Source organism: Aeromonas sp. L_1B5_3, from assembly GCF_963866575.1.
GTDB classification, from domain to species: domain Bacteria; phylum Pseudomonadota; class Gammaproteobacteria; order Enterobacterales; family Aeromonadaceae; genus Aeromonas; species Aeromonas jandaei.
Genome location: NZ_CAWMDN010000158.1, coordinates 1 through 17,965, shown reverse-complemented (window position 1 = coordinate 17,965; position 17,965 = coordinate 1). Strand labels below are relative to the sequence as shown.

Genomic DNA, 17,965 nt, shown 5'->3' with positions numbered 1-17,965 from the left:
GAGCAGAGCAGAGCAGAGCGTCAGCCATAGTAGGATAGGGGGGGCAGAGTTCAGCGCAGATGGTTGGTATCAGGTGAGGTCACACCAATGAGCCTGCTCCGCATCTTGGGAGAAAGGCAGATAGCAAGAAGGGAGCCTGAGGCTCCCTTCTTTGTTAGCGGTAACTTGATGGCTGTTGGTTAGAACCAGAAGCCGATGATAAAGGAGCCTGCCAGCGTCAGCATCACGTTGGCCACCGCATAGGTTCCTGCGTAGCCAAGCGCCGGAATGGAGCTGTTGGCGGCCTCGTTGACCACATCCATGGCGGGGGCACAGGTACGGGCACCTGTGATGGCGCCGAGCAGCAGGGCCGGGTTCATCTTCAATACCCAGACCCCGAACAGGTAGCCGACCAGTACCGGCAGGGTGGTGACCAGCATGCCGGAGAAGAGCACCACGGCACCCACTTCGCTCAGGTGATCCAGAATGCCACCACCCGCCTTGAGACCGGTGCTCACCATAAAGACCGCCAGACCGAGATCTTTGGCCAGTCGCAGGGCGCCCGGGGGCACGTAGCCGACCGTCGGGTGGTTGGCTCGCAGATACCCCATCAGAATGCCTGCCAGCAGCAGACCGACCGCGTTGCCGAGGCCAAATTCAATCTGGCCGAACACCAGCGAGACGGAACCGATCAGCAGCCCCAGCACAAAGAAGGTGGTGAAGGCCACCAGATCCGTGGTCTGGCTGTGGATACTGATAAAGCCGATCTTGTTGGCCAGCAGTTTGACCCGCTGTTTTTCGCCGCTGATCTGAAGCACGTCGCCTTTTTGCAGCATGATGTTGCGATCGAAGGGCATCTCGATTTGAGAACGCACCACCCGGTTGAGGAAGCACCCCTTCTCGGTCAGGTTGAGTTCCACCAGATGACGACCCACCACGGAGTCGTTCTTTACCACGATCTCTTCGGTGACGATCTGCAGGTCGAGCAGGTTGCGATCAAACACCTCTTTACCGTTGCGGTAGTTGACGTCCAGCTTCTCGTGGCTCTCGGGATAGCCCACCAGAGCGATCTCATCCCCTTCCTGAATGACGGCATCGCCATCGGGACTGGCGAGAATGCCGTTGCGGCGGATCCGCTCCACATAGCAGCCGGTGTGGGGATAGATGCCGGTTTCACGCAGGGTGCGGCCGCCAATCCAGGCTGCCAGCTCGGGGCCAACCCGATAGGCGCGGATGATGGGCAGGTAGGTCTTGCGACTGTCGCTGTCGGAGAGACCCCGCTCACGGGCAATTTTTTGCGCCTCGGTGTTGAGATCGAGCCGTGCCAGCGAAGGGAGGTATCGCACTACCAGCATCAGGCCAACCAGACCCACCAGATAGGTCAGGGCGTAGCCGATACCCATGTTGTCGAGCACCGCCTGCATATCGGTCTGATGGGGCAGGTTGAGCAGGCCACTGCGCAGGGCATCCTGGGCACCGACCAGCGCAGGGGTCGAGGTGAGCGACCCCGCCAGAATGCCGGCCGCCATCCCGGGCCCCAGATTGAAGAACTTGGCCAGCCCTACCGTCAGGAAGAGGGCGGTCAGCAGGATCACCAGGGTCAGGGTGATGTAGTGGATGCCATCGCGCAGGAAGACGCTGAAGAAGTGGGGCCCCGCTTCGATCCCCACGCAGAAGATGAAGAGCATGAAGCCGACGTTCTCGGTCGTGGCGGTGAACTCGAAGCCCATCTGACCAAACAGCAGGGCGGTAAACAGCACACCTATGGTGTTGCCAATCTGAAAGTTGCCAATCCGTACCTTGCCAAGCAGCAGGCCAAAAGCCAGCACCACGAAGAGCAGCAGGGAGTCGCTTTGATGTAGCAGTGTCACAAAGTCTATGGTCATGCCCGGAAAAACCGAGGAAAAAAGTGGGGCCGATATTGTGCCGGATCTATCCCCAATAAAGAAGCGCAAGGGGCCGATTAATCGAAAGGGATCTCGCACTATTTCGAGGCGATAGGGGGGCAAGGGGGAAAAAGAGGGAGCTTATTGCTGTGCCCCCCAGTGTCAATTAGTGAAAAATGCTGGTGGCCTCGCTTGGGGGATGGCAGAGGTAAAAACTTTAGATTCTGCTGCCACAACGCTTGATCGAGATCAGTTTCAGAAGATTCAACCAGCGGGATCAGAGGGTGGGCACGAGGTGAAACAGGGGATGATTTGCCTGTTCGCCCAGCCTGACTGGCCTGGCAAAAAGATATCTCGAGAAAGGTTCAAAAGACCCCTTTTGCGCCACTGACCAGAGATGCGTAAAAACAGCATAAAATCAGGTTTCGCTGCAAAACCGCTCCTGAAAAGCCGGGGTTGCCAGCTATCCCGCGTCCCGACAGGGATTGCGGCAGTTACCCACAGAATCTGTGGATAACCCTGTTTATGAATCTTGTTCATCGGCCGGAAAGCCGCGTCACGACTGGGCTGCAAGTGCTGTTCAAAAAATACCGCAGAAAAAAACTTGCTATAAAAATCAAATAGTTAGATATGGCAGAAGAAAACTCTGCAAGGTGGTGCGCGGGAGGAAACGGGAAACGGATCCGCAAACGGGATCTTGTGCATTAAAAAAAGCTGGTGAGGGCACTAAAGTGGATAACTTGCACCGATATGGTGAGGAATTGGCTCCCCCGACTGGACTTGAACCAGTGACATACGGATTAACAGTCCGCCGTTCTACCGACTGAACTACGGGGGAACATCAGGCAAGGAGGGGCATCATACAGAAGGCGCCGGAGAGGGTCAAGCCGTTCGCGCCACCGCAAGCGAGTGTACCGCCGGGGAGCACTCGGTTACACTGCGCTACTTGCTGTTTTGTGTCGGGAGTCTTCATGAGCAAACTGTTCAAACTAGCCAGCCAGTTTCAACCCGCCGGGGATCAGCCCGCTGCAATAGCCAGGCTACTCGATGGCATCGAGTCAGGGCTGGCCCACCAGACCCTGCTCGGGGTGACCGGTTCAGGCAAGACCTTCACCATGGCCAATGTCATCGCCACCCTCAATCGCCCGACCATGATCCTGGCCCCCAACAAGACCCTGGCCGCCCAGCTCTACGGCGAGATGAAGGAGTTCTTCCCCGACAACGCGGTGGAGTATTTCGTCTCCTATTACGACTACTACCAGCCCGAAGCCTATGTGCCGACCACCGATACCTTCATCGAGAAGGATGCCTCCATCAACGATCACATCGAGCAGATGCGATTGTCGGCCACCAAGGCACTGCTGGAGCGGCGCGACGTGGTGATCGTCGCCTCGGTGTCGGCCATCTATGGTCTGGGGGATCCCCAAGCTTATCTGAGCATGATGCTGCATCTGAAAGTGGGGGATGTGATCAACCAGCGGGATATCCTGCGCCGGCTCGCCGAGCTGCAGTACACCCGCAACGACATGGCTTTCCAGCGTGGCACCTTCCGGGTACGCGGCGAGGTGATCGACATCTACCCCGCCGAATCGGACAAGCTTGCCCTGCGGGTAGAGCTGTTTGATGAAGAGGTGGAGCGCCTCTCCCTCTTCGACCCGCTGACCGGCGCCATTGAGCAGACGGTGGTGCGCTACACCATCTATCCCAAGACCCACTATGCCACCCCGCGCGAGACCATCCTCGGCGCCATCGAGCACATCAAGGAGGAGCTCAGAGGGCGTCGCGAACAGCTGATGTCACTCAACAAGCTGGTGGAGGAGCAGCGCATCAGCCAGCGTACCCAGTTCGACATGGAGATGATGCAGGAGCTGGGTTACTGCTCCGGCATCGAGAACTACAGTCGCTACCTTTCCGGCCGCGCGCCAGGGGAGCCGCCGCCCACCCTGTTTGACTACCTGCCGGGGGATGGCCTGCTCATCATCGACGAGTCCCACGTCACGGTGCCGCAGATCGGCGCCATGTTCAAAGGGGACCGATCCCGTAAGGAGACCCTGGTGGAGTACGGTTTCCGGCTTCCCTCGGCGCTCGACAACCGGCCGCTCAAGTTTGACGAATTCGAGGCGCTGATGCCGCAGACGGTGTTTGTCTCGGCGACCCCCGGCCCCTACGAGCTGGAGAAATCCGGTGGCGATGTGGTGCAGCAGGTGGTGCGTCCCACCGGTCTGCTCGATCCCGAGGTGGAAGTACGGCCAGTCAGCACCCAGGTGGACGATCTGCTCTCCGAGATCCGCAAGCGGGTTGCCGTGGAGGAGCGGGTGCTGGTCACTACCCTGACCAAGCGAATGGCTGAGGATCTGACCGAATATCTGGCGGAGCACGGGGTCAAGGTGCGCTACCTGCACTCTGACATCGATACCGTGGAGCGGGTTGAGATCATCCGCGATCTGCGTCTCGGCAAGTTTGACGTGCTGGTGGGGATCAACCTGTTGCGGGAAGGTCTCGACATGCCGGAGGTGTCGCTGGTGGCGATTCTCGATGCGGATAAGGAGGGCTTCCTGCGCTCCACCCGTTCGCTGATCCAGACCATAGGCCGGGCGGCGCGCAACCTCAACGGCAAGGTCATCCTCTACGGCGATACCATTACCAACTCCATGCAGGTGGCGATTGAAGAGACCGAGCGGCGCCGTGCCCTGCAGCATGCCCACAACCTCAAGCACGGTATTGTGCCCAAGGGGCTCAATAAGTCGGTGGGAGATGTGATGGACGTGGGGGGCAGTCGCCCCACCGGCAAACCGGGCAAGGGAGGCCGCAAGGCCGCCGAGCCGCAAGGGGAGTACCATGCCCGCTCTGCTAGCGAGATTGCCAAAGAGATCAAACGGATGGAGGAGCAGATGTTTCAGCATGCGCGGGATCTGGAGTTCGAACAGGCTGCTGCACTGCGGGATCAGATCCAGCTGCTGCGCAGCGAGCTGATAGAGTCATGAGCACCAGACGCGGGTTGCTCTGGCGGCGAGTACGCCGCCTCTATCAGGGCTTTCGCCATCCCGGTACCCCCTGGTGGGCCAAGGGACTGGTGATCCTTATCCTGCTTTACGGCATCAGTCCGGTAGATCTGGTGCCGGACATGATCCCGCTTTTTGGCTGGCTCGACGATGCGACCCTGCTGCTTATTCTGCTGTGGGGTTGGGAGCGTTGCCTGCCGCCACAGGTGCGCCACGAGCTGGAGGTAAAATAGTAAGTCACACTCTCTGTCACCATTTTCCCGCTTGCTGGATAAGTCAGGGCGGGCGGTTCAGCAGGAAAAACGGTTTCATTTGGCTGAGGAGTTAGCGGGCTTAAAAAGAGGCCGGCCCAGCGATTGTGGGCCGACTGGCATTGGCGTAGACTCCACGCCGTTCACTTTACGAGTATGGAAAAATGGATCTGATCCTCTTTGCAATCGACTTTATTCTGCACGTTGACGTGCATTTGAAAGAGCTGTTTGAAAACTACGGCATCTGGGTTTACGCCATCCTGTTTCTCATCATCTTCTGCGAGACCGGACTGGTGGTGACCCCCTTCCTGCCGGGTGACTCCCTGCTGTTTGCTGCCGGTGCGCTCACCGTGGGCAGCGTGCTGGATGTTCATACCCTGGCGGCCGTGCTGATCATAGCGGCAGTGCTGGGCAACGTGGTCAACTACACCATAGGTCACTTCTTTGGCGAGCAGCTGTTCCGCAACCCGGATTCAAAAATCTTCCGCCGCGACTATCTGGAGAAGACCCACGCCTTCTATGCCAAACATGGTGGCAAGACCATCATCATTACCCGCTTCCTGCCCATCGTGCGTACCTTCGCCCCCTTCGTGGCCGGCATGGGGGCGATGACCTATCCGCGCTTCCTCGCCTTCAATCTGGTTGGTGGTCTGCTGTGGGTGCTGTCGTTTGTCTATGCGGGCCACTTCTTTGGCAACCTGCCGGTGGTGCGCCAGAACTTTACCCTGCTTATCTTCGGCATCATCGGCATCTCGCTGCTGCCAATGGTCATCGGGGCGATCAAGGCCAAAATGGGCGCCGCCAAGGCGTAACCAGCGGTCAGAAAGCATGAGAAAGAGGGGAGCCATTATGGCTCCCCTTTTTTGTTGTCAACGATCTCTACGCCCATGCAAACGTCAGTTGCAGCAGCGTCCTTTCACCAGATTACCGATGGCTACTACCACGAAGACCAGCAGATAGGCTGCGAAGATGGCGACCAGCCACTGGGGCATGGAGAAGTCGAAGAAACGCCAGCTGATCTCGGCACAATCGCCGTCCGGGAAGAAGAGCCAGGGGATCCACTGATCGAGGGGGGCCCAACTCGGGAAGTCGGCAAACGGGCTGCAGACGTTGAACGGGGAGGGGTTCATCTGATAGTCGACGTGCTTGAGGGCCAGCTGGAAGCCTCGGAAGGCGCTGTATCCCCACAGCAGCATGGCGCTCCAGCGCAGATACCACTTCTGCGGTGCGATGAGACCAACAAGACCGGCCGTGAGCACCCCCAGGGTGGCGAGCCGTTCGTAGACACACATGACGCAGGGGTGAAGCCCGAGCACATGCTGGAAGAAGAGGGCACACAGCTCAAGGAACAGGGCGGAGGCAGCGAGCAGCCCCCACGCCAGTCGATTGGCTGCCAAACGGCGCAGAAACTCGATCATCTGATTGATCTCTCTGAAAAAAATAGTGGCTGAATTAGAGCAGAGCGGACAGCAAAAGAAAAGGGTCCGCAGGGACCCTTCTCGATTAGGCACAATGAGTTCAGTGGAGTGCGGGCGCCACGGCGGCAGCACCCTCTGACAGCACCAGCCATCCCTGCTGATAGAACCACTGGGTAGCGGGGCCGAGCAGCAGCTCGACTGCAAAGAAGCCGACCAGTCCCAGCACCAGGGTGTAGGGCAGCGCCATCCACACCATGCGGCCATAGGAGAGGCGCAGCAGTGGCGCCAGTGGCGAGGTCAGCATGAAGAGGAAGGCGGCCTGACCGTTGGGCGTCGCGACTGACGGCAGGTTGGTGCCGGTGTTGATGGCCACGGCCAGCAGATCGAACTGCTCGCGACTGATGGCGCCGTTGAGCAGGGCCGTTTTCACCTCGTTGATATAGACGGTACCGACAAAGACGTTGTCACTGACCATGGAGAGCAGACCGTTTGCCATATAGAAGAGGGCCAGCTGCTGCTCGGGTTCGGCCGAGAGTACCCACTGGATCACCGGTTTGAACAGCTGTTGATCGATGATCACCGCCACCACGCTGAAGAAGACCGCCAGCAGCGCGGTGAAGGGCAGTGCCTCTTCAAACGCCTTGCCCAGTGCATGCTCTTCGGTGATCCCAGTCAGGGAGGTGGCCAGCACGATGACCGAAAGACCGATGAGGCCCACTGCCGCCAGATGAAGGGCGAGGCCGATGATGAGCCAGACGGCGATCAGCGCCTGGACAATCAACTTGGCCTTGTCCTGCGGACTGCGCTTCGCCTCTTCGTAGCGGTTGTACTCCTCCATGATGGCGCGCACGTTGTCTGGCAGCAGGGTGCCGTAACCAAACCAGCGGAACCGCTCTACCACCACGCAGGTCAGCAGACCGCAGATAAAGACGGGGAGGGTGACGGGGGCCATGCGCACCGCAAACTCGCCAAAGTGCCAGCCAGCCTGCTCGCCGATGATGAGGTTCTGCGGTTCGCCCACCAGGGTACAGACGCCACCCAGGGCGGTACCGATGGCGGCATGCATCATCAGGCTGCGCAAAAATGCGCGGAAGTTGTCGAGGTCCTGACGGTTGAGCTCGGGTACCTCCTGATCCTGGGTATGGTCGTGAGGATTGCCGAACTCCTTGCCGGAGGAGACCTTGTGATAGATCGCGTAGAAGCCGGTCGCCACGCTGATCACCACGGCAATCACGGTCAGGGCGTCGAGAAACGCCGACAGGAAGGCGGAGACCAGACAGAAGGAGAGGGAGAGCAGGATCTTGGAGCGCACCCCGATCAGCAGCTTGGTAAAGACGAAAAGCAACAACTGCTTCATGAAGTAGATGCCGGCCACCATAAAGACCAGCAACAGCAGCACTTCGATGTTGGCGACCAGCTCGTGTTTGACCTGTTCGGCAGAGGTCATGCCGATGAGCACCGCCTCGATGGCCAGCAGACCGCCGGGTTGCAGGGGGTAGCACTTGAGGGCCATGGCAAGGGTGAAGATAAATTCCACCACCAGTAACCAGCCCGCGCTGAAGGGGTCGAGATAGAAGGCGATCGGATTGATCACCAGAAACAGCAGAATGGCGCTTTTATACCAGTGTGGGGCATTGCCGAGGAAGTTCTTGGCAAATGCCTGCCCGAGGCTTATTGGCATGATGTTGGGTCTCTGGGTTGTTGTTGGGATCTTGCATCCATGCAGTCAATGATGGAGCGACCAGTACGTCCGGATGTTGACCTTTCACGAGTTGATGTCACGTGATTTTAATCAAAAAGCGGGCCGATTATAAATAAGAGCAGGCCGGAAGCGGTCTTGATGGTGGTTTAATAACCACACATTGAGCGGCTTCCCACTACAAGGGATGTGATTGAATACAAGTTATCAACAATATTTGTCCCGATGTGAGCAGAGGACTGACCTTCTGCTTGCCAGCCATCATCGCTTTGATATCATTCGTCAGCCTTTTTACGCATTACAACAGAGTCAATTCATGGTTATAAAAGCGCAGAGCCCTGCAGGGTTTGCCGAGGAATACATCATCGAGTCCATCTGGAACAATCGCTTTCCTCCCGGATCCATTCTGCCCGCCGAGCGTGAGTTGTCCGAGTTGATCGGGGTGACGCGGACGACCTTGCGTGAAGTGCTGCAGCGACTGGCCCGTGATGGCTGGCTGACCATCCAGCATGGCAAACCGACCAAGGTGAACAACTTCTGGGAAACCTCGGGTCTCAATATTCTGGAGACGCTGGCTCGTCTCGATCAGGACAAGGTGCCGGATCTGATAGCCCAGTTGCTCTCTGCCCGTACTCACATCTGCACCATCTTTATTCGCGGGGCGATCCGTCACAATCCGGAACAGGCCGCCGAGATCCTGCGCGGTGCCGATGGGGTCGAGAACAACCCGCAGGCTTATGCCGAATTCGATTATCGCCTGCATCACCAGCTGGCGTTTGCTTCCGGCAATCCGATCTACGCGCTGATCCTGAACGGTTTTAAAGGGTTGTATAGCCGGGTCGGTAGCTACTATTTCTCCGACAAGCAGGCCCGCGAGACCGCAGATGCCTACTACAAGACGCTGCTTGGTCTGGCCGAGACCAAAAACCATGAAGCCGTCTTTATGACAGTGCGTCAGTACGGTATCGAGTCAGGCAAACTCTGGACCCGCTTGCGTCAGGACATGCCCAACGATCTGTGTGACAACTGATCGTCAGCCGGACACTCAAAAACGCGCCACCGGGCGCGTTTTTTTATGCCATTGAATCACGCTGCCGGTCGTTTTACGTCACAAGGCGTGCAGAGACAGGGCTGGTTTGGCCCGATAATGGCCATCTAATCGCTTGATCTGGATGGATATTCGGCCGAAAAAGTTGATCCAGCTCAAATGCACCCTGCATTTATTACTTTGGTGGCATTGGACTCATACTCACATTGAGGTCAAATGGCCTCACGAGAGCGGAGCCTACATCCGCCAAAAGGAACACACCTTTCACTGGATGAAGGACACACAATGAGTCTTCTTGAACACACCATCTGGACTGTGCTGGGATACGGGGCCATGCCCTTTATCTTTCTGAGCGGATTCGTAGCCGTGGCAGTCACCTGCTGTGCGCTGCTCAATGCGTTCGGAGTCCAGTCCGCCGAGAAGTGAGTCGCTTCTTGATACCGCCAAATGCCAGTCTTCGGACTGGCATTTGTTTTTTCTATCTTTTAAGGCACTTAAATCCAGGCCTGGGGGCAGAAAGGTTCGAACCTGCCACTGATTTTGATTACACTGACGGCCATATTTTCTACCCCCACTTGTCACAGGGTATTCAAGGTTTTCTATGGCTCTCAAGGCAACCGTATTCAAGGCCCAGATCAGCTTGTCTGATATGGATCGCAATCTCTATCAGGATTTCTCCCTCACGCTGGCACGCCACCCCTCCGAAACCGACGAACGGATGATGATCCGGTTGGCGGCCTTTGCCTGGCATGCTGCCGAGCGGCTGGAGTTCACCAAGGGGCTCAGCGCCGATGATGAACCCGAGCTCTGGCGCAAGAACTACTCGGACGAGATCGAGCTCTGGATTGAGCTGGGTCAGCCCGACGAGAAGCGGCTGAAAAAGGCCTGCAACCGTGCCCGCGAAGTGGTGCTCTATCTCTATGGCGGCCGCGGCACTAGCGTCTGGTGGAAGCAGAATCAGGGCAAGCTTGGCCTGCACGACAACCTCAGCATCATTGAGCTCTCCGAGAGCCAGACCTTGCCGCTCACCGAGATGGTGGAGCGCACCATGCAGCTCACCTGCACCATCTCGGAAGGACAGCTCTGGATCAGTAACGGCAGCAAAGAGGTCACCCTCGATCCGCAACTACTGATGGGCAAGCCTGCCCGCGAACTGTAACGGGAGCTCCCTGTGCTCGGCGCCCTGCTCAATATCGTCATCCCCGTGTTTGCAGTGGTTGGGCTTGGCGCTCTTTATGGCCGATTGCGGCCAGAGGCGGCGCTCGGTTATGTCAATCGGGCCAATATCGAGCTGTTTACCCCGGCGCTGGTCTTCTCCGCCTTGGTCAAGTATCCGCTGGCGCTGGGGGAGCATCTGCCGCTCATCGCGGCCGGCGCGATGGTGATCCTGCTGCCCGGTCTGCTGCTCACGCTACTCAGGCTCAAGGGGATTGAACGGGCGGCGCTCATTTTGCCCGCCATGTTCCGCAATACCGGCAACCTCGGCATTCCCCTGATGGTGCTGGCCTTTGGCGAGCAGCAGCTGGGGGCCATCGTTATCCTCTTTGTGCTCTCCAACCTGCTGCACTTCTCGGTCGGTATGTTTATCCTCTCGGCCAACACCTCCCGCTGGCTCTGGCTGCGCAGTCCGGTGCTGTGGGCCGCGCTGGCCGGATTGCTGGTGGCCAATCTGCATATCGCGCTGCCGGAGTATGTGGTGACCACCGCCTCGCTGGTCGGGCAGATCTCGGTGCCGCTGATGCTCTTTGCGTTGGGAATTAGATTGACGGAAGGGGAGCTGGATCATCTGGGGCTGGCGCTGAAATGTAACCTGCTCTATCTGCTGGCGGGCGCTCTGTCGCTCTTGCTTGCCATATGGTTGTTGCCTCTCAAGGGGGAGTGGATCCCGCTCCTGATGTTGTCGGTTTCCCTGCCGCCTGCGGTGCTTAATTACATGCTTTGCGAGCAGTACCACTGCCAGCCGGAGAAGGTGGCGAGTATCGTGCTCGGCGGCAATGCTCTCTCGGTGGTGGTGATTCCGCTGTCAGTCTGGCTGGCGCTGCACCTGCCGACCTGATCTTGCTCACATCTTCTATATTTTTGTTTTTGTTGGTTTTTATCTTCATCTTTGTGCTCATTTTCCCCGTCATTCATTTTCCCTTTTCGTGATCCCCCCCGAAGTTGTGCTGACGGATATCCCTTAGTATCTGGCCAGCATGGCTCCCTTTAGAGGGAGAACAACAAGAACAAAAAGGAATGATGGATGAGATCCGTGAGCAACCAGTGTCTGTTGATGCAGATCCAGCCCACCATCTTGCGTTTTGCCAAGATGCTGGCGAGTGTGCTGCAACTTGAGGTCGAGATCGTCGATGCCGATATGGTGCGGGTGGCGGGCACTGGCCCCTATGGCAAGTTTTTTGGCCGCCAGCTGGAGGGGGACTCCCGCCTGCTGCGCTATGTCATCGACAATCAGCGGGAAAAGATCGTTACCCACACCAGTGATGATCCGGTCTGTGAGGGGTGCAGCTGCAAGGAGAGCTGTCGTGAGCGCGCCTTCCTCGGGGTACCCATCATGGTGGACGAGGGGTGCATCGGGGTGATCAGCCTGGTCGCCTTCAGCGCCGAGCAGCAGGCCCGTCTCAACAACAATCTGCAGGATGTGTGTGACTATGTGCGCCACATCTCCACCATCTTCGTGGCCAAGCTGCTCGACTCGCGCGGCCTGTCGGACGGGGTCAACAAGGTGTTCCTCGATCTGATGACCCATATGGATCAGGGCTGCCTGCTGCTCGACGAGAAGAATCAGGTGCGCTTTGCCAATGAAGCGGCGCTGCATCATCTGGGCTGTCAGCCGGAGCAGCTGCAGGGGCGTGAGGTGGGGATCCGCCCGCTCACCTTTGCCCGACAGGAGATCAGCGGTCATATCCAGCACATTTTCACCCTGGGCGATCGCCAGGAGCTGATCATCGGTCAGCTGCACCATGTGCAGGGGCAGCAGCTCTTCCTGATGGCCTTTCACCAGTCCCACTCCGGTCAGGTGCGCGAGCCGGATCCGGATGTGCGCATCGACCTGCTGATCGGCGAGAGCAAGCCGATGCGCAACCTCAAGCGGCTGCTGCAGCGCATTGCCCAGAGCCCGTCGAGCGTGCTCATTTGTGGCGAGAGTGGCACCGGCAAGGAGGTGGTGGCCCGCGCGGTTCATCGCCTGAGCCCGCGCCATGACAAACCCTTTATCGCCATCAACTGTGCCGCCATTCCCGAGCAGCTGCTGGAGAGCGAGCTGTTTGGCTATGTGAAGGGCTCCTTCACCGGCGCCTCCAGCGGCGGCAAGCAGGGGCTTATTCAGGCAGCCCATCAGGGCACCCTGTTCCTCGACGAGATCGGCGATATGCCGCTCACTATGCAGGCCAAGCTGCTGCGGGTGCTGGAGCTGCGGGAAGTAACCCCCATCGGCGCCAGCCGGCCGGTGCCGGTGGATATTCGCATCATCGCCGCGACCCATCAGCATCTCGACCAGTACATCGCCGAAGGGAAGTTTCGCGAGGATCTCTTCTATCGCATCAACGTCATCCCTCTCAACCTGCCGCCGCTGCGCGAGCGGGAAGGGGATGTGGAGCTGCTGACCCACTATTTCCTCAACCAGCACACCAGCCGGATCGGCACTGTCTACCCCGGCCTGACGCCGGAGGTGATGGCGCTGCTCAAGGGGTATCGCTGGCCGGGCAACGTGCGCGAACTGAGCAACCTCATCGAATATCTGGTCAACGTCAGCCAGGCGGGTGAGGTGATCGACAGCAGCCTGCTGCCGCCCAACATCATCCGCAATCAGGATCCCCATCCGGTGGTCACCCAGACCATCCCCATCGTGCCCCTGAGCGCCATCCCGGGCGAACCGGTGGCAGCGCAAGGCCCAATGGCGGTGATGCCGGAGAAGTTGCAGGATCCTGCCCCGGGAGAGAGCGGGCTGGAGAGCATGGAGAAACAGATGATCGAGGAGACTCTGCAGCGGCTTGGCAACAAGAAGCTGGCGGCGCAGGCATTGGGGATCGGGATCGCCACCCTCTATCGCAAGATAAAGAAGTACGATATTGCCGTACAGGCCTGATGGTCTGGCGGTGTCGATTCAGCCCGTGTCATGCAAATGGTGATGCGGGCTTTTTGTTGAGCGCAGCAAAAAAAGCGCAAGAAGGCAGGGGAGAGAATGTAAAAAGCCCGCTCGATGAGCGGGCTTTTAAAATTTGGTGCGTCCTAGTGGATTCGAACCACCGACCCCCACCATGTCAAGGTGATGCTCTAACCAGCTGAGCTAAGGACGCAGGGGGCGCAATGCGACTTTCTGTTCTGCAGAGGAGTGGTGGGTTTAATTGGATTCGAACCAACGACCCCTACCATGTCAAGGTAGTGCTCTAACCAACTGAGCTATAAACCCACATCTGCATTTCTTTCAAACTGTTATGGTGCGTCCTAGTGGATTCGAACCACCGACCCCCACCATGTCAAGGTGATGCTCTAACCAGCTGAGCTAAGGACGCATAACAGCAATCTGTGATGGTGCGTCCTAGTGGATTCGAACCACCGACCCCCACCATGTCAAGGTGGTGCTCTAACCAGCTGAGCTAAGGACGCATCACAGAAAAGTGGTGGGTTTAATTGGATTCGAACCAACGACCCCTACCATGTCAAGGTAGTGCTCTAACCAACTGAGCTATAAACCCACTCGATGAAATGAATTCGAACCAACGACACAATCTTCACCGTGCCAAGGTGATGCTCTGACTAACCGAGCAACAAATCCGTTTCACTACGCCAGCATTGCTGGCGTGGTCGGCATACTACCCATGCCCCCCAAGGCTGTCAACAGGCCATACGCACAAAGGAGACTGTTTGCCCAGTTCTTGCGCAGCCTGTTGATTTTGCAGGCGAGTTGCCGCTTTTACTGGGCCCGCGACAGGGTAGTGCACGCCTCCGGCGTCGCGAAGCGACCATAGATATGGCGCAGGCGAGCCCCCAGCATCAGTGCGGCACTGGTGAGGCCGACGATAAAGCCAATCCAGAAGCCCTGCGGCCCCATCCGCGGAACCACCCAGTCGGTGAGACCCAGGATCATGCCGGTCGGCAGCCCCAGCCCCCAGTAGGCGACGATGGTGACGTAGAAGATCGCCTGGGTATCCTTGTAACCACGCAGCGCCGCCGCCGCGACCACCTGCACCGAGTCGGAGATCTGGTAGACAGCGGCAAAGAAGAGCAGCAGGGCGGCCAGTGCAATCACCTGCTGATCATCGGTATAGATGGAGGCAATCTGCTCGCGCAGCAGCACCGTCAGCGCTGCGGTGAGGGCGGCAATGGCCATCCCCAGCAGCAGGCCGGTGCGGGCTGCCACCCGGGCGTGATGAGGCTGACCCTCGCCGATGCTGTGGCCGACCCGGATGGTGACACCCACCCCGATGGAGAGGGGCAGCATAAAGACCAGGCTGGAGAAGTTCAGCGCAATCTGGTGGCTCGCCACCGTCTCGGCGCCGAAGGGGGCCAGCATCAGGGCCACCACGGTAAACAGGGTCACCTCGCAGAAGATGGCCATGGCGATGGGGAACCCCAAGCGGAACAAGCGCCAGATCCGGCTGCCGTTGGGGCGTGCGAGTCGGGAGAAGAGGTTGATCTCCTTGAAATGAGAGGAGAGCTTCACGTAGAGGATCATCGCCAGCAGCATGGCCCACAGCACGATGGCGGTAGCCACGCCACAGCCGACCCCGCCGAGCTTGGGCATGCCGAAGTGACCGTGGATGAAGATGTAGTTGGCGGGAATATTGACCGCCAGCCCGACAAAGCCGATCACCATGGTGGGCATGGTGTGGGAGAGCCCCTCGCTGAAGTTGCGCAGCACCTGGAACATCACGAAGGCGGGCAGGCCCCACAGGATGGCGTGCAGGTAGCCGGTGGTCTTGGCCGCCATCACCGGTTCCACATCCATGAACTGCAGCGCCAGCGGGCTGTAATAGAGCGCAATCATCGCCAGCGGGGTGACGATGAGCGCCAGCCAGAAGCCCTGATGGACGGCCGGGCGGATTTGATCCCGCTTGCGGGCGCCGTTGAGCTGGGAAACGATGGGGGTGAGCGCCATGATGATCCCCTGCACCAGCAGGATCACCGGTAGCCAGAAGCTGGAGGCCACCGACACGGCGGCCAGATCGACCGCACTCACCTGACCCGCCATCACGGTATCGACGAAGTTCATGGCGACCTGGGCGACCTGGGCGACCAGTATGGGGCTGGCTAGACGGACGAGCTGCTTCGCCTCGGACCAATAACGTTGCACTGACACCTCCGAGTGGATCAGATAGATAGAGTAAAGAGCGGAAATCGGGAAGAGCCTTTGCACACCCGGGCGGGCATGCAAAGGGTGGGGGAGGCATTTTAGCCTGAAATTCATCCAGGACGAAATAGTTGCCGCCCCGGCCGCGGGATCAGGCGTCTTCGTGATCGCTGATCAGCAGGTTGGCTGCCGCATAGGCGGCCTGTTCACGCAGTTCGGCGGGCACCCGCTCATCGGCGGCGACCGCGTTGAGGGCGCGGATAGCGGCGGCGATGGCCTTCGGCACATAGCCCTGCTCGCCGGAGCCAATCTGGTTATAGGCAATACGGATCGCTTCACAGCACTCATAAACCATCATGATTTGCTTCCTTGAAAGTAAAAAGGCGAGCAAATATAGCGGTTTTGCTCCCATTTTGTCAGTCTCGCGGTTGTAATTTGCGCCAAGCCCGTTAGTTTGATTACCCCCTTTTCCTGTTTCGGCCTCTTTGATGCTGCTCTCTTCGCGCAACTCACTGGCGATCTTCCTGACGCTGTTTGCTCTTCTCGCCCTGACGCTCAAGGATGGCGCGGACAAATATCTGGTACTCCATGGCTACTCAGTGATGGAGATGGTCTGGTTTCGCTTCTTTGTTCCTTTCCTCGGTCTGCTGCTGTTGTTGCCAAGGCGCACCGTGTCGGCGCTGCTGGCGGTGGATCGCTGGCTATTGCTGCGTTCGCTGCTGTTTCTGGTCTGTGCGCTGGTCTCGGTGATTGCGCTGGCCCATGTGCCGCTCAACGTCTACACCATCATCTGCCAGCTCGGTTCGCTGGCCTTTGTGGTGGCCGGTGTCATCTTTTTCAGGGAGCGGCTGACCAGGGCCAAGGTGGCGGCCGTGTTGCTGGGGCTGTTTGGTGTACTGGTGGTGACTCATCCCGATGGGGGGGACGCGAACCTCTACTACCTGCTGCCACTGGTCATCGTGCTGGCCAACACCGGCTACAACCTCATCACCAAGCTGGTGGATCCACGTCTGACCACCCTCGATATCCTGATCGTCACCTGCTTCATGCTGGGGATGGTGGCAATGGTCGCACTCTGCTGGCAGCCCGCGCTGTGGCGTTTTCCGGCGCTTGCCGACTGGCCCTATCTGCTGGCGCTACCGGTGGTGACCCTGCTCTCCCAATATTGCCTTATCAAGGCGATGCAGTATGCGCAGGCCTCTACTCTGGCGCCTTTCTTCTATTTCCAGATCTTTTTTTCAACCCTCTGCGGCTATTTGATGTTTGGTGAAATGCCGACCCTCAGTAGTATGGCGGGGTGTCTGCTCATCGTGCTGGCTGGCATAGTGGTCATCCATTCCCAGCGCCGGGCGAGTGTGCTGGCGCGGTCTGAGGCGGCGGAGCAGGTGTGACAGTGTGTGTGAAACGAATTGTGTAAAAGCGGATTGTGTAAAAGAAGCGGCCACAGGCCGCGATAAAAAACAGAGCGTGTTACCAGAAACAAAGAGGTGATGATGTTTACCGGAATTGTGCAAGGTGTGGCCGAGCTGGTCGCCATCGAAGAGAGTGCTTCATTTCGTACCCACGTGATCCGCATGCCCAGCCGGGAGTGGGGCGAGGGATTGGCTCTTGGTGCCTCGGTGGCTCACAACGGCTGCTGCTTGACTGTCACCCGAGTCGAGGGGGAGCTGGTCAGCTTCGATTTGATGCAGGAGACCCTGCGCCTGACCAACCTCGGCAAGCTGCAGGTGGGGGACAAGGTCAACGTGGAGCGGGCCGCCCGCTTTGGCGACGAGATCGGCGGTCACGCCATGTCCGGCCATATCATAGGGATGGCGGAAGTGACCTCGGTGATCGACACCCCCAACAACCGTCAGGTGTGGTATCGCCTCGCCCCCGAGCTGATGAAATATGTGCTGACCAAGGGGTATATCGGCATTGACGGTATCAGCCTGACCATCGGCGAGGTGCGCGAGCGGGAGTTTTGCGTTCACCTGATCCCCGAGACGCTGGCTCGCACCAACCTCGGCTGGGTGCGCGCCGGCTGGCCGACCAATATCGAGATCGATCCCCAGACCCAGGCCATCGTCGATACGGTGGAGCGGGTACTGGCCAGCCGAATGGCCTGATGTCAGGAAAAAGCGCAGATGAAACCGGGTCTGAACTATACCTTTCACCACTTTGGCATCCCCAGCGCCGTGCCCTTGCCACATGGCATCCACAGCGAAAAGGTGGGGATGTATACCGAGGATAACCCGGGGCGGTTTCGGGTTCAGTGGCACTACTTTAGCGATGATTCGCCGCTGCACGAGCTGCTGAGAACCGTGCCTCACGTCGCCTTCAATGTGGATGATCTGGCGGCCGCCATTGAGGGGGAAGAGGTGATCCTGGGGCCTGTCTCTTATACACATCTC

General features: G+C 58.6%; 15 protein-coding genes and 6 tRNA genes. 10 read left to right on the top strand and 11 right to left on the bottom strand.

Annotation, left to right across the window (positions count from 1 at the left end):
* Positions 1-179 precede the first annotated feature (179 nt).
* On the bottom strand, positions 180-1,865 hold the full coding sequence (locus AACR93_RS20565) for an aspartate:alanine antiporter (RefSeq protein WP_033115819.1): 1,686 nt from the start codon (positions 1,863-1,865) through the stop codon (positions 180-182).
* Between the two features lie 762 nt (positions 1,866-2,627).
* Positions 2,628-2,703: transfer RNA gene (locus tag AACR93_RS20560), tRNA-Asn, on the bottom strand.
* Positions 2,704-2,836: 133 nt separating this feature from the next.
* Between AACR93_RS20560 and uvrB the strand changes: the two genes are divergently transcribed.
* From uvrB to AACR93_RS20545, 3 genes are all read left to right on the top strand, one after another.
* Positions 2,837-4,849, top strand: a complete 2,013-nt coding sequence (gene uvrB, locus AACR93_RS20555; RefSeq protein ID WP_043851838.1) for an excinuclease ABC subunit UvrB — start codon at positions 2,837-2,839, stop codon at positions 4,847-4,849.
* Complete coding sequence (locus tag AACR93_RS20550) at positions 4,846-5,100, top strand: YkvA family protein (RefSeq protein ID WP_043851837.1); 255 nt, start codon at positions 4,846-4,848, stop codon at positions 5,098-5,100. The genes uvrB and AACR93_RS20550 overlap by 4 nt, the downstream gene beginning before the upstream one ends.
* Positions 5,101-5,282: 182 nt before the next feature.
* Entirely contained in the window at positions 5,283-5,930 is a 648-nt protein-coding gene (locus AACR93_RS20545) for a DedA family protein (RefSeq protein ID WP_033115822.1), read from the top strand.
* An 84-nt stretch (positions 5,931-6,014) separates the two neighbouring features.
* On the opposite strand, the gene dsbB is transcribed toward AACR93_RS20545, so the two are convergent.
* Both dsbB and nhaB read right to left on the bottom strand, forming a co-directional pair.
* The gene (gene dsbB, locus AACR93_RS20540; protein WP_033115823.1) at positions 6,015-6,536 is read right to left on the bottom strand and encodes a disulfide bond formation protein DsbB; all 522 of its coding nucleotides are present in this window, start codon (positions 6,534-6,536) and stop codon (positions 6,015-6,017) included.
* A gap of 100 nt (positions 6,537-6,636) precedes the next feature.
* The gene (gene nhaB / locus AACR93_RS20535) at positions 6,637-8,217 is read right to left on the bottom strand and encodes a sodium/proton antiporter NhaB (RefSeq protein ID WP_043851836.1); all 1,581 of its coding nucleotides are present in this window, start codon (positions 8,215-8,217) and stop codon (positions 6,637-6,639) included.
* A 334-nt stretch (positions 8,218-8,551) separates the two neighbouring features.
* Here nhaB and fadR point away from each other — a divergent pair, with 334 nt between their 5' ends.
* The 5 genes from fadR (at position 8,552) to AACR93_RS20510 (ending at position 13,367) form a co-directional block, all read left to right on the top strand.
* Entirely contained in the window at positions 8,552-9,265 is a 714-nt protein-coding gene (fadR, locus tag AACR93_RS20530; protein WP_033115828.1) for a fatty acid metabolism transcriptional regulator FadR, read from the top strand.
* A gap of 303 nt (positions 9,266-9,568) precedes the next feature.
* On the top strand, positions 9,569-9,709 hold the full coding sequence (locus AACR93_RS20525) for a TIGR02808 family protein (protein WP_071909966.1): 141 nt from the start codon (positions 9,569-9,571) through the stop codon (positions 9,707-9,709).
* 175 nt (positions 9,710-9,884) lie between these two features.
* Positions 9,885-10,442, top strand: a complete 558-nt coding sequence (locus tag AACR93_RS20520; RefSeq protein WP_042030612.1) for a YaeQ family protein — start codon at positions 9,885-9,887, stop codon at positions 10,440-10,442.
* A 12-nt stretch (positions 10,443-10,454) separates the two neighbouring features.
* A complete protein-coding gene (locus AACR93_RS20515; RefSeq protein ID WP_043851835.1) occupies positions 10,455-11,339 on the top strand; it encodes an AEC family transporter in 885 nt (294 codons plus the stop codon).
* A 186-nt stretch (positions 11,340-11,525) separates the two neighbouring features.
* On the top strand, positions 11,526-13,367 hold the full coding sequence (locus AACR93_RS20510; RefSeq protein ID WP_033115827.1) for a sigma 54-interacting transcriptional regulator: 1,842 nt from the start codon (positions 11,526-11,528) through the stop codon (positions 13,365-13,367).
* Positions 13,368-13,501: 134 nt separating this feature from the next.
* Here the strand turns inward: AACR93_RS20510 and AACR93_RS20505 are convergent.
* From AACR93_RS20505 to AACR93_RS20475, 7 genes are all read right to left on the bottom strand, one after another.
* Positions 13,502-13,578 (bottom strand) — tRNA-Val (locus tag AACR93_RS20505).
* 36 nt (positions 13,579-13,614) lie between these two features.
* A tRNA-Val gene (locus AACR93_RS20500) sits at positions 13,615-13,691 on the bottom strand.
* Positions 13,692-13,717: 26 nt separating this feature from the next.
* A tRNA-Val gene (locus tag AACR93_RS20495) sits at positions 13,718-13,794 on the bottom strand.
* 17 nt (positions 13,795-13,811) lie between these two features.
* Positions 13,812-13,888, bottom strand: a tRNA-Val gene (locus tag AACR93_RS20490).
* A gap of 12 nt (positions 13,889-13,900) precedes the next feature.
* A tRNA-Val gene (locus AACR93_RS20485) sits at positions 13,901-13,977 on the bottom strand.
* A 218-nt stretch (positions 13,978-14,195) separates the two neighbouring features.
* Positions 14,196-15,575, bottom strand: coding sequence for an MATE family efflux transporter (locus AACR93_RS20480; RefSeq protein ID WP_043851839.1), 1,380 nt, complete (start codon positions 15,573-15,575; stop codon positions 14,196-14,198).
* 148 nt (positions 15,576-15,723) lie between these two features.
* Complete coding sequence (locus AACR93_RS20475; RefSeq protein WP_019445841.1) at positions 15,724-15,930, bottom strand: YaeP family protein; 207 nt, start codon at positions 15,928-15,930, stop codon at positions 15,724-15,726.
* Positions 15,931-16,060: 130 nt separating this feature from the next.
* Between AACR93_RS20475 and AACR93_RS20470 the strand changes: the two genes are divergently transcribed.
* On the top strand, positions 16,061-16,963 hold the full coding sequence (locus AACR93_RS20470) for a DMT family transporter (protein ID WP_041207882.1): 903 nt from the start codon (positions 16,061-16,063) through the stop codon (positions 16,961-16,963).
* A gap of 102 nt (positions 16,964-17,065) precedes the next feature.
* Positions 17,066-17,680: a riboflavin synthase gene (locus AACR93_RS20465; protein WP_043851834.1), complete on the top strand. Its 615-nt coding sequence runs from the start codon at positions 17,066-17,068 to the stop codon at positions 17,678-17,680.
* The last annotated feature ends 285 nt before the right edge of the window (positions 17,681-17,965 follow it).